Source organism: Streptomyces altiplanensis (assembly GCF_053591575.1).
The window spans coordinates 78231-90301 of sequence record NZ_JBSFUB010000016.1; the positions used below are offsets into that span (position 1 = coordinate 78231).

A 12071-nucleotide genomic window follows, 5' to 3' on the forward strand; every position below is an offset into this window, starting at 1 on the left:
GCCGTACTCGGTCCTACTCCACCGCGAGTGCCACGAACGCCGCCCACTCGCCCCGGCCGACCCGCAGCATCGGCCCGCCACCCATGGCCTTTGAGTCGCGCACGTACACGGCGTCCAGGCCGGCAGCCACCTCCACGCAGTTGCCGCCCCCCGAGCCGCTGTAGCTGCTCTTGAACCAGTGCAGTCCGTCCACGCTCTCGGATACCTGCTCCACGCTCATGTCTCTCCCACCAGCCGTTCGATGAGCCGCGCAGACTCGACGCCGTTCAAAGCCTGCGACCGCAGCTTGCCATACCGCAACCCGAAGGCACTGACCTCTGCGGGATCATGGACGACGCACCCGACGTCCTGAGACTCGATGTAACCAAGGTGCTTGTGCTCCTTGGTCTCCAGCACCACAAACGGGCCGTTCAGACCGGAGTGGAACCCGCATGCGGCAGGCATGACCTGGACCTCCACGTTCCGCAACGCCCCGACCTTCAAAAGGTGTTGCCATTGTTCGCGCATGACGTCCCTGTCGCCAACAGGATTCCGCAGCGCCTCCTCGCCGATGATGAACGACAGCTCTGCGAGCGGCGCTCGCGTCAGTAGCCTCTGCCGACTCAGTCGCGCTTCCGTGTGCTGGTCGATGATCTCCTCACTCAGGGGTGGGCAGTGTCCGGCGAACAGAGCCCGTGCGTACGCCTCCGTCTGCAACAGCCCCGACACCAGTAGTGGCTCATACTCGAACCGGCTCACTGCCTCCGCCTCGAAGAGCGCGAAGTTCCGGAAGAACCGAGGCAACTTCGCCCGATCCACCTCCCCCTGGAGTGCCTCCAGAACCCCGCCCGCCTCCAGCGCCCGCTCCGCCGCTACCGTGAACGCTGCCTTCGCCGGCCGCCGTCCCTGCTCGACCGAGGCGACCTGCTCCAGCGAGTAGCCGATCGCGTCCCCGAGTTGCTGTTGGCTCAACCCGGCCCGCTTTCGCAGGTACTGCAACAGCACCCCGTACGCCGACCACTCGCCCGGCACATCGGGCCCCTCGTCCTTCGTCTTCGCGCCCCGCCCCGTCCGCGTCTCTCGTGCGTCCCGTACCGCCTTCACAGTCCCACGCCCTTCCCGTACCGTCCCGTTCCGCGCCCCGCCATGGCCGCGTTCGCCACCGGCCCCTGTCCAACGCGACGCGCGGCGACCGGGACACGTGCCGGACCCGTACAACGCCCGTACAGGACCCGTACAACCAACCCCGCAGCACGCCGCCCACCCCGTACGACAAGGACGACGTACGGCCGTCGTACCTGGTCAACAGGCCCTGCACACCACCACGCTGACGCCGTGACTCACCATCAGCTCACCGACGAGGCGAAGCCGCCTCACGCTCCCGCCCGCCAACTGCCCCTGCGCTTCAGCAGCACCAGACGCGGCGCCCGCCTCGCCCGCCGGCTCGCCGTCCAGCAGTTCACCGAGTGGACCGGCCTCCCGTACGACTCCGACCCCGCCGATGCCGTCGCCCTCGTCACCGCCGAGCTGGCGTCGAACGCGGTCCGTCACGGCAGCCTCCCCGGCCGGGACTTCCGCCTGATGCTGATCCTCCTGCCCGACCGCTTCCGCATCGAGGTGACGGACACCCGCCCCGAGCGCCTCCCGCCGCTCGTGACCCCGCAGCCCACCGACGAGACCTCGGGCCGCGGACTACTCATCGTCCAGTCCTACGCGGACCGTTGGGGACGCACGGTCCACGACGCGTACACGAAGACCGTCTGGGCGGAGGTGCGGCTCCGCACCACCGTCTCGTGAGGCCACCCCACCCCTCGTCCGGACCAGGCCCGGCACAAGCCGCCGCACCGCCGACGAACGAGACCGTCAGTGACCGGCGTAGTGCTCCGCCAGCTTCTGGATCTCCCGGGTCCACAGCAGCATGTCGTCGCCCGGCCGCTTGTACGGTACGCGCCGGGCCAGCTTGAAGAACCCGCCGGACGGCCAGCGGCTGTCCTTCAGCACCACGAGCGCCGACAGCAGGGGCAGTGATCCGTCCGGGCTTTCCCGGACCGAGGCGTCCTCCAAGAGGTAGGGCATGGGGCCCTCGTGGGTGGGGACGTGGTGACCGAGCCGTGCCAGTTCGCTGCTCAGGTCGCCGTACGGAATGGGCGCCGCGCCCCGGCGTGCCCGCGAACGCAGGATCTCGATCACGGCGTCGAGAGCCTGCTCGTACTCCAGCGTGCCCTTCTGCATGTGCCCTCCCGGCCTCGGACTCCGACGACTGTCGAACCTAGGCCACCGCCGGTGCGAGCGTTGCTCGAATGCGCGAAGTGAACATGCGCCCCTTGTGAACTGAGTGCATGGGTCTCATGCTGGTGGCGATCGACCGCCGTCCGCCCTCTCGGCGGGTAGGCGCGCGTGGCCGGGGGGAATGCGTGAACGGGTGGGCGCGGCCAGGCAGCACGTGCGCTTCCAGTTCCGCAGCGAGGGCACCGGTTGCCGGGCGCAGCGACGCGGCAGGCCAGGAAGGAACGGTCGGCCCCGAGTTGCTGCCGGCCCAACAACGCGTCGGCTCGAATCCGCCCCGAACCATGAGGAACTGGTGTCTGCCCGGACGTCATCTCCACGTCGGCGCAAGGGAAGCGGGCCCCGGCCCTGTCCGGGGCCGGCACCTCGCTCTCCTGTCATCGGAGGAGCTCGGCCCCGCCCAGCGATCGCCGCGCGCCCCGACCACCCACAACTGCGAGAAACGACTTCAGGAGCGGGCGATGGACAACGAGATTCAGCTGATCAGTGACGATGACGGACTGATGGTCATCGGGAACGCGGCGGATGTCGACCGCTTCCTCATCTCGGAGGGACTGTCGTCGCCGAAGGATCTCGGACCGAAATGGCTCAAGTCCGTCTTCGGTGCCGGGGCCGCAGTCGCGCAGGCAGGTTCGGAGTTCGCCGCGGAGTCCGGTCGCTGGGTGAAGCTGACTCCGAAGTCGGCACAACTCGTCAAGAAGTACGGGCTGCGGGAAAGCTCCAAGACCGGTTTCAGCACAGGTGTGGTGAAGGGACAGAAGGGCCAGATCAGGGGATTCGTTGAGTTCGTGAAAGGACCCCGGTCCTTTCTGACCAACCCGGCGGCTCTCGCCAATGCCGCGAAGCTCATGTCGCAGGTTGCGATGCAGCAGAGCATGGACGAGATCACGGACTACCTCGCCACGATCGACGCGAAGGTCGACGACGTGTTGCGCGCCCAGAAGGACACTGTGCTGTCCCGCATGATCGGTGTGGGCATCGTCGTCGACGAAACCATGACCATCCGCGAGAAGAGGGGCAGGGTCGACGAGACCATGTGGTCGAAGGTGCAGGACGCACCGACGGCGGTCGCGGAGACCCAGGTGTACGCCTTGCGTCAACTCGACGCGATCGCGGAGAAGATGGAGCGGCAGTCCAAGATCGGTGATCTCGCCGTGACGGTCAGGGAAGCCGAGTCCCCGGTTCAGGAGTGGCTCGCCGTTCTGGCTCGCTGCTTCCAACTGCAGGACGCGATCGCCGTGCTCGAACTCGACCGGGTGCTGGACGCGTCCCCGGAGGAACTGGACGGTCACCGCCTCGGACTGAAGGCCGCCCGGCAGGACCGGCAGGAACTCATCTCGCGGAGCACCGAGCGTCTGATGGCGCGGATGGATGCGGTTGCCGGCACGGCCAACGCCAAAGTGCTGCTGCACCCGGCCAAGTCCCCGGCTGTGGTCCAGTCGAGCAACCAGATGGCGATCGGCGTCCATGACTTCCACGGGCGGCTCGGGATCGAGTCCGGACGCCGGTCGTCGGAGGCGAGACGATGGGTGGACGCGGCTGCCGAGGCGAGGGACAAGGCGCTTGAGACAGGATCGAGGGGCGTCGATGCCGCCAGAAGTCGCGGCAAGGTGACCCTCGACCGGGCCGGTTCGGTCAAGGGCAAGCTCTCCAGCGGGATCGCCGAGCGAGTGCGTCGTCGGCGCGGGGACGGGGAGGGAGGCGACGAGGAAGGCTGAGTAGCCGCCGGAATCGCAATGCACCCAGTCAGCCGTCGAGATGGCGGCCACTCGCCGCCGGCTGGTGAGCCGACCGGACACACCGGCGGGGAAGAAGAAGGGCGCGCCCGCGTCAGGAGGCGTCCTCGCTCCGGGGAGGCAATGGATACCGGAAGGTGCCTTCGTGGGCGATTCCGAGGGCGACGGGGGACTCGTAGGCGTCCACTTGGGGCAGACCGGACAGCGGGTGGCCCTCCGGTGACTTTCGCGTGGGACATGAGGGGCGCAGAGATGGCTTGGGCCGTGACCGAAGAGGACAACCGCAAGGTACAAACTGCCGTCCTGGGCGGATCCCAGGGGCATCGGCCCGTTTTCCTTCCCTTCGAAAGGGATGACGCCGACCGTCTCCGGCAGCTCCACGGTCCCGACGCGTTCAGCTGTGGTGCCCTCCTGGGAGGCTGCGGCCAGGTGCTGACTCTGCGCGCCTGCGGTGACCGGAAATCCCACTTCGCTCACCGCCCGCCCGTACGGTGCCGTCGTACCGCCGTGGGGGAGAGCAGCGCGGACCACCTGTACATCGGAGAGGCGCTCGCCCACTGGCTGCGCGGGCAGGGCCAGCCGAACGTCATGGTCGCGTACGTCCAGCAGGCTCATGCCCGCAGTGACTCGATCGAGATCCGGTTCGGCCCGAAAGGGCGGCGCCGCCTGCTGCACGTACAGATGGTCCGCCGCTCCTTCACCGAGTGGAAGGACGACAGAAGGAAACTCGAAGCCGCGTCCGGCGGGTGCCCGACGATTCGAACGTACGGGCCGGAGAGCGAACTCTCCCCGTACGAGGTACAGGCTGCCGGATACGCACTGCGCTTCCGGTGCGAGACGCGTGAGGCCACGCGTGAGGTGTCGATCGGTACGCAGTCGCCTGATCACCAGGTTCAGTGGACGATTCTCGAACGGTGCCGCCTCAGCGCCCTGGGACTCGTGACGCCGTCCCTCGAAGCGGCTCCCGCGGGTGACATTCTGCGTCTCAAGAGAGCGGAGGGGACGGAGACGTCGGCGCCTCGCCCGCGGCGACAGGCAACTGACCGGGGCAAGGTGCGCGGGCGGGAACAGAAGCCGCCGGCCACCGCTTCCCCACCACAGGAGACAGCCGAGGCCGCACTCGACGAACTTCTCGATCCTCGGGTGGAGGCCGCGCGGGCAGGGCTCCCGCCAGTCGTCGACGATCTCCTCCACCGCTTCACCACCGCAGGGTTCGGCCTTGTGCTGGTCGGCGCCGCAGTGCGCCACGCGTTGACGGGGAGCGTCGGGCACGAACTCGACTTCGTCACGGACTCCCACACGCAACAGGTACGGCAGATCATTCACGGCTGGGGAGACGAGGTCCGGGTACACCGAGCCGGCACACCCGGTGCCGTGAGCCTGCGCAAGCGGCTGGGCGCCGACAGCTACACCATACGGATCACCGCATGTCCGGCACCGTCGCGCAACCGGCCCTCCGGATCGCGACGTGCGGAACACGAGAAGGCGTTGGAGGCATACCTGCGGCGCAGTGATTTCACCATCGACGCCATGGCCCTCGGCCTGTCGCACGTGATCCTGACGGATCCCTTCGGTGGCCTTCGGGACCTGGAGCGGCGCGTGCTGCGCACGCCGCGCGCACCTACGGCGTCGATCGCCCATGACCCGCCGCTGATGCTTCGAGTGGTTCGCGGTGCGGCCCGACTCGGCTTCGAGCCGGTATCGGAGCTGAGGGACGCGATGCGCACCATGGCGCGACGGGTCACCGAGGTCCCCGCCGAACACGTGCGGGAGGAGCTCACCGCCACCATGCTCGCGGCCCGGCCGAGCACCGGTCTGCGCCTGTTGGTCGACACGCGACTCGCCGAACACGTCCTGCCGGAGCTGCCGGCCCTGCGGTTCGAAAGCGCCGGACATCACCGTCACAAGGACATCTACGAGCACACACTGAAGGTCCTCGACCAGGCCCTCGCCCTCGAAACAGAAGGGTCCGACCTGACACTGCGGTGGGCGGCGTTGCTCCACGACATCGGTATGCCACGCACGCGCCAGACCGGACGGAACGGTCACGTCTCCTTTCACCACCACGAAGTGGTGGGCGGCAAGATGGCCCGCAAGCGCCTACGTGCCCTGGCGTATCCGGAGCAACTGATCGAGGACGTCGTCCGATTGGTGGAGCTGCATGTCCGGTTCCACGGCTATGTCGACGGGCGGTGGACCGACCCGGCTGTGCGTCGCTACGTTCGCGACGCCGGCCCGCTGCTCGACCGGCTGCACCAGCTGACCCGTGCCGACTGCACCACGCGCGACCAACGAAAGGCGAATGTGCTCGCGCGTGCCTACGACTCCCTGGTGGAGCGCATCGAGCACCTGGCGGTCGAGGACGAACGGCAGTCCGCTCGCCCGGACCTCAACGGCCACCAGATCATGGAGATTCTCGGCATCCGTCCCGGGGCCGAACTCGGAAGAGCCTATGAATACATGAGGGACCTCCGCATCGAGAAAGGCCCTATGGATTTCGAGAAGGCCAGGGACGCGCTGCTGGAATGGCGAGCCCGGCGTGACCGCTGACTCCGCCGGCCAGCGGGCCGGCAGGCTGAGCCAGGGCACTCGTACGGCACGAGGTGCCCGCATACCCGCCGCGCGGTTGAGGCGAGCGGTCGCGGACGGGGATCAATCCGGCCCGCACAGAGGCTAGTTCTCCAACCGGACCGGCATCAGGAGCGAGAAGGCGCTCTCGTCGTCGGGCCGGCGGACCGCGAGCGGTGCCGTGGGCGCGCCCAGCTCCAGGACCAGCTCGTCCCGGGCTCCGGCGGTGAGTGCGTGCAGCAGGAACTCGCGGTTGACAGCCACGTTGTTCTGGTCGTCGTCACCGTCGTCGCAGACGATCACGGACCCGGCCTCCGTCATCCTGAGCACACTGAGGTCGTACGGCTCGCCGTCCTGTTCACGTGTCTCGCTCGCGCGGGCCGGACCGGTCTCCAGGGCCTGCCTGAAGGTCGCTGTATCGACGTGGGCCCGGCGACCGGCCGGGAGGTGGACGAGGCGACGGTAGTCGGGGAACTCGTGGCCGAGGCTCTGGCCGGATGTCTGCCGGTCACCGGTCTCCAGCGTGACGCGGTCACCGTCCACCACGAACCGGGCGGGCTCCTCGCCGGTCAGCAACGCCCGCATCGCATCAGCGAGCGGAAGGGGCACGACCACCTGCGTACGAGGCCCGCCGTGCCCGGTCGTGGGTGTTTGCGCGACAGCCATCCGGTAGCGATCGGTGGCCACCACGTGGAGTTGCTCTCCCTCGACGTCGAACAGGATTCCGCCGAGCATCGGCAATTCCACATCGGTACCGGCGGCGAAACGGACCGCGTCCAGCGCGGCGGCCAGCTTCGGCGCGGGAACGGACAACCGGGCGGTGGCGGTGGCGGTGTGGAGCGAGGTCATGGGGTCTGTCTCCCTGTGGTCGAGTAGGGCTCGGAGCGTGGAGAACTCGCTGCGGGCATCGGACAGCCCCAGCTCCAGGCGGCGCAGGTGCGCCTGAAGGAGACCGCGCACCAGGTCCGCGTCCGCGCCGGCCCAGCCGGCCAGCACGAGCCGGATGTCGGCCAGCGGCATGCCCGCCCGGCGCAGCCGGGCCAGCAGTCGGGCCTCTTCCAACTGCTCGGGCTCGTACCAGCGGTAGCCGCTTACCGGGTCCACCCAGGCGGGGACCAGCACACCGGCACGGTCGTAGAACCGCAGCGCACTCACGCTCAGTCCGCCGTCCCGGGCCATCTCCCCGATACTGCGCATCTCGTTCTCCACACCTGGAACTCTGAGCCCTCGACAAGGTCGAGGGTCAACCTCGGCCACGGCCCGGTTCCGTCCCATGACCGCCCCCGGCCTCGACCGGCCTGACAGGAAAGTACGGGCACAGTGTCCCCTCCGCGCAGGATGCGGTGACTCGCAGCCGGTGTCGTGTCAGCCGGCAAGCCGGTCAGATCCCGGAGAAGTCCGGGGCCCAGGTGAGGCGTAGGCCCACGCTGTCGGTCAGTGCGGTCCAACGGGCCGCTGACGGGCGTTTCTCCAGCACCAGGACCGGATGGATGACGGTGCTCGGGCACGCGCTCCGGAGCTGGTGGGCGTAGTCGAGGATCTGCCCGACGCCCAAACGGATCTGCTGGTCCTCGCGCGCCCCGGTGAGGCTTTTGACCTCGGCGACGAAGATGTCTTCACCGCGTGACCACCCGGCGTCGAATTCCGGAGCGCCCGAAGCGTACGTACACGCCTCGATGCCCTGGTGGGACAGATGCGCGATGAGTGCTCCGACCGTCGCCTCGTGCACCGCGGTCGCCTCGTCGAGACGGCTGAGGTCCAGGGTGAGATCACCCAAGGCGCGTCGGCCGGTCCTCCGCACCCGGAGGGGGCCGCCGAGAATGGGTGCTTCGATCGGAGCGGCTGCGACGGGACGAACGCGTCCCGTGCGTGCCCTTCTCAGCTCCAGGCACGGTGCGGGACGCCTCCGTAGCAGTTTCGAGAAGCCGTCCCCGTCCACGACGCAGACGTGCCGCCCCCGTCTGCGCTCGGCCTCGGCTTCCACGAGCGTGCTGCTGTAGGTGCGACGGTCGTCGGTCACGACCTTGCTGGCCAGATCGCCGTAGACGACGAGGGTGACCTTCCTCGAGAAGTCGGTCTTGGGGGTCGCGTCCTGTTGCCTGGCTCTCTCGGCGCAGCGGGTTCTGACCGTCCACTCGCCGTCGACGAGAACACGACCCGTGAAGCAGATCGTCTGCCCATTGAGCCTGCGAACAGTTCCTCGGCACGGTCGGCCCGACACAGCTGCCCCTCCCTCAGTCGTCGTCCGGCGACAGCCAGCCGATGTGACGCAGTACGGGCACAATCCGGAAGCGGACGAAGGCGACCACCGGTGTCTCGTCATCCCCGCCTGGAAAGAACAAAGCGTGCTGGAGGAGCTTTTCGTGCTGTGGATCGGCCAGGTCCACAGTCGGCAGATCCGGTCGGTCGAACGCGGCCTCCAACCTGACCCCCTCCCGAGCGGTCAGCTCTCCGAGACGGTGCAGTCCCACGGCGTTCGCGAGGGCCAGTGTGGTGAGGGACTTCTTGATCCGTGGCCTGCCATGCGCGTCGACGTACGTGGGGAACACCATGATGCGCAGTTCCCCAGACCTTGCAGAGGGGCATATTCCGGAGCGCAATCGGTTGTGCAGATTGGAGAGGGCCGCCGGCATCTCGGGGACGACCGTGGGCTTGTGGAGCACCAGATCGCGTTCGCCGTTCACCCAGTGGTTGTCGTGCACCGTCAGGGAGGGCTGCCGGGGGAGATGCAACTCCCACTCGACGGCGCGCGCTGTGGACATTTCTCCGGAACAGGTTGTTCCGTTCTTGGTGAGGCCCCTTCCGGTGTTCCGGGCCAGCGTGAGGTCGTTCAGTAACCGCACGGGTGATGCCTCCTTCGAGAAATCCCGACACGCATTCAGCCCCGCCGCGCCAGATCCAGCGCCGCCACCCCCACGAACCAGTCCAGCACCTCGCAGATCTCGTCACCGTGCTCCGCGAAGACCCTGACCGGGAAGGACGGACGCAGCTCCAGCTTCGCCTCGGGCAGGTCGATGCCGTCGATCTTGTTCAGGCGGTTCAGGAGCTCCCGGCGCTGCTCCGTGTCGTCGAAGGGGCTGCGGGTCTTCAGGTACTGGAAGACCACCTCGACCGTTCCGCTGACGGGGTAGATGCCGACCGGCCACATCAGGTGCGGCCGACGGCTGGTCCCGAGGTCCAGCGTAGGGAAGCAGCTCGTCTCCTCGTACCGGCCGTACGTCACGTGGCCGCCCTGGCGGCGCCAGAAGTCGAGGGCCGCCACGACTCCGGCGTACGCGGCAGGCCAGTTCTCCCGCAACTGCGCACGGAACCGCTCGGCCGCCGCCGCGTCCTCCCCCTCGGGGAGCGGGTCGTGCGCGGCGGGCTGCGTCACGTCCCTGCCCAGCAGGGTGGCAAGCTCGGCGGCGGACAGGCGCTGGGAAGGATGGGCCCGCCCGAGAGAGTCGAAGCGCACTCCTTCGCTCGCCAGCAGCTCCTGCGGCGGCGGCCGGTCACTGCCGTCCGCCCAGCGGAACGAGGGGGAGACCCTGCCCTCCACGGTGAGCACCCGGTAGGCACCGAGGACGCTCGTATTGGCACCCAGGTAGGCCCCGACGGGCACCGGGTGGCTGCCGATCAGCTCCGCGACGTCGCCGTACGTCGTCCAGGTGCCGCTCGGCATCGCCACCAGAGCGGCCCGCAGCTCGACCCAGCCCGGCGATTCCTCACCGGTCGGCTTGACGCCTCCGATCGGACCGGGCCACAGTTCCACGGCGCGGTCGGCCAGACGGTCGGCACGTTCCAGGATCTGTGCTTTGCCCCAGCGCTGTGCCGAGGAGATCTCGAGGTTCATACGCAGGGCACTGGAGTCGAGGATCTGTTGCTTGCGTTCGAAGGGGTGATTGGAAAGTTTGGAGTTGTCACCGGTCAGCGTCAGGTTCCCGAGCGTGTGCACCAGCAGGTCGTGCAGTTCCTGCGGAGTCTGGTTCGGCTCCGTTTCCTCGGCGAGCAGCTCGAACCACGCTGGAGCGGGGCGTTGTGGCAGGACGTGCTCCACACTGAGGGACGCCTTGGCGAAGTCCACGGGCTCGGAGGCGGCGTAGCTCTCCTCCAGGCGGCGCAGGATATAGCTGCGCTGGGGAGGGCGCCCGGACCAGTAGAACGGCTTGGTGCGGACCGCCTCGCGCAGTTCTTCGTCGCTCGGCCAACGCCGCCGTCGGCCGGACAGGAACCGCCTCACCGCCTCGGCGGCCGGTCGGTCGGTCTCGAGCTCCTTCGGCGCTTCCATGAAGATACGGTTGAGGTTGGTGGTCGGCGTCTGGCAGATCAGGCGTCGTACCAGATAGGACTCGACGTAGTGCAGCGCCCGGGCGGCGTCGTCCGGCGTCGTCCTGCCGGCGTCGAGAAGGTCCAGCAGGTGCAGGGTGAGCGGGTAGTGCGTCTGGCCACCCCAGGCGGCCAGACGCTCGAGGACCGCCCGAAGGGCGGGGGACCGCTCACGCGTGGGTTCGATGATCCGCAGGAATCGCCCAGCCCGCTCGGCGAGTTGCTCGATCTCGTGCTGTAGCGCGCCCTCGTCGCCGGCCAACGGCTGGAGCCGTTTCTGCTGCTCGCGGTAGATCTCACTCTGCTTGGTCTTGTAGTGGCCGCGTACCACCAGGTCGAGCCAGACCAGGAGTTCGAGGTTCTTCGGGCCGAGGCTCTGCTGCATGGGCAGCCACAGTTCCTGGTAGATCCGCTCGCCTCGCTTGGGCAGCAGCATGAACACGTAGTTGCGCAACAGGTCACTCTGACTGAGTCCGACACCCGTGTTGTTGATCGACTCGAAGATCCGGTACACGTTGTCGCCCGGCTCGGCGGTGATCTCCACGATCGAGAGCAGGTCCTTGAGCGCCGTCTCGACCGTGGCGGTCCACTGCGCGTCGCCCGCCTCGTGACCTCCGGTGAGCGCACCGCGGAAGAACCGGTAGGCAGCCCCGATGTTGTCGCCGCCACCGGCGTCCGCCCGGGACTGGACACAGGCGGTGTACGCGTCCCGGTCCGCCTGCGTGGGCAGCAACCGGTAGTGGTCCGCGCCCTCGTGAAACTCGTTGACCAGTATCTGGCGGTGCACCCGGTCCACCCCGCGCGCGTCACCCGTTTCCTTCAGGTGGTCGCGCAGCGCGGTGAACGCCAGCATCAGCGTGGTCAACCGCTGCTGTCCGTCCACCACCAGCCATCTCTGCACTCCGCCCGCCTGGATCTGACCTGGTGCGAGCACCACGGAGCCGAGGAAGTGCGGCGCGGCCGGCTCGCCGGTCAGGTGCTGGTCGACGAGTTCCCCGACGTCCTCCCACAGCCGCTGAAGCTGTTCCCTGCCCCAGCTGTACGTGCGCTGATAGAGCGGCACCTGGAACTGCTTGTCCCCTTGGACGAGCTTCAGGAAGGTGATCTCCTGGGCGCGCATGCGCCTCCTTTCCCTACGGCGTCCCTGACGGGTGCACAGGCCAAGCCCGTACGCATCCGATGCCTCGCGGGTCGGGG

Annotated in this window: 10 protein-coding genes; 3 read left to right on the top strand and 7 right to left on the bottom strand. The window is 68.3% G+C overall.

All coding sequences use genetic code 11. The features are described 5' to 3' along the window. Window positions 1-13 precede the first annotated feature (13 nt). Together ACWD0Y_RS10940 and ACWD0Y_RS10945 are read right to left on the bottom strand one after the other, a co-directional pair. Window positions 14-220, bottom strand: a complete 207-nt coding sequence (locus tag ACWD0Y_RS10940) for a DUF397 domain-containing protein (protein ID WP_450260055.1) — start codon at window positions 218-220, stop codon at window positions 14-16. Continuing rightward, a complete protein-coding gene (locus tag ACWD0Y_RS10945) occupies window positions 217-1083 on the bottom strand; it encodes a helix-turn-helix domain-containing protein (RefSeq protein ID WP_450260056.1) in 867 nt (288 codons plus the stop codon). The genes ACWD0Y_RS10940 and ACWD0Y_RS10945 overlap by 4 nt, the downstream gene beginning before the upstream one ends. Before the next feature lie 231 nt (window positions 1084-1314). On the opposite strand from ACWD0Y_RS10945, the gene ACWD0Y_RS10950 reads away from it, so the two are divergent. Beyond that, window positions 1315-1776: an ATP-binding protein gene (locus tag ACWD0Y_RS10950; RefSeq protein WP_450260057.1), complete on the top strand. Its 462-nt coding sequence runs from the start codon at window positions 1315-1317 to the stop codon at window positions 1774-1776. 66 nt (window positions 1777-1842) lie between these two features. Here the strand turns inward: ACWD0Y_RS10950 and ACWD0Y_RS10955 are convergent, their stop codons facing one another. Then, the gene (locus ACWD0Y_RS10955) at window positions 1843-2211 is read right to left on the bottom strand and encodes a hypothetical protein (RefSeq protein ID WP_450260058.1); all 369 of its coding nucleotides are present in this window, start codon (window positions 2209-2211) and stop codon (window positions 1843-1845) included. 515 nt (window positions 2212-2726) lie between these two features. Here ACWD0Y_RS10955 and ACWD0Y_RS10960 point away from each other — a divergent pair. Together ACWD0Y_RS10960 and ACWD0Y_RS10965 are read left to right on the top strand one after the other, a co-directional pair. Beyond that, the gene (locus tag ACWD0Y_RS10960) at window positions 2727-3983 is read left to right on the top strand and encodes a hypothetical protein (protein WP_450260074.1); all 1257 of its coding nucleotides are present in this window, start codon (window positions 2727-2729) and stop codon (window positions 3981-3983) included. Between the two features lie 1071 nt (window positions 3984-5054). Beyond that, window positions 5055-6551, top strand: coding sequence for a CCA tRNA nucleotidyltransferase (locus ACWD0Y_RS10965; RefSeq protein WP_450260075.1), 1497 nt, complete (start codon window positions 5055-5057; stop codon window positions 6549-6551). Between the two features lie 123 nt (window positions 6552-6674). Here the strand turns inward: ACWD0Y_RS10965 and ACWD0Y_RS10970 are convergent, their stop codons facing one another. The 4 genes from ACWD0Y_RS10970 to ACWD0Y_RS10985 form a co-directional block, all read right to left on the bottom strand. Continuing rightward, window positions 6675-7766: a DNA polymerase III subunit beta family protein gene (locus ACWD0Y_RS10970; RefSeq protein WP_450260059.1), complete on the bottom strand. Its 1092-nt coding sequence runs from the start codon at window positions 7764-7766 to the stop codon at window positions 6675-6677. Between the two features lie 184 nt (window positions 7767-7950). Further along, on the bottom strand, window positions 7951-8790 hold the full coding sequence (locus ACWD0Y_RS10975; protein ID WP_450260060.1) for a hypothetical protein: 840 nt from the start codon (window positions 8788-8790) through the stop codon (window positions 7951-7953). 13 nt (window positions 8791-8803) lie between these two features. Continuing rightward, a complete protein-coding gene (locus tag ACWD0Y_RS10980; protein WP_450260061.1) occupies window positions 8804-9331 on the bottom strand; it encodes a hypothetical protein in 528 nt (175 codons plus the stop codon). 116 nt (window positions 9332-9447) lie between these two features. Then, window positions 9448-11994: a GmrSD restriction endonuclease domain-containing protein gene (locus tag ACWD0Y_RS10985; RefSeq protein WP_450260062.1), complete on the bottom strand. Its 2547-nt coding sequence runs from the start codon at window positions 11992-11994 to the stop codon at window positions 9448-9450. Window positions 11995-12071: the final 77 nt, after the last annotated feature.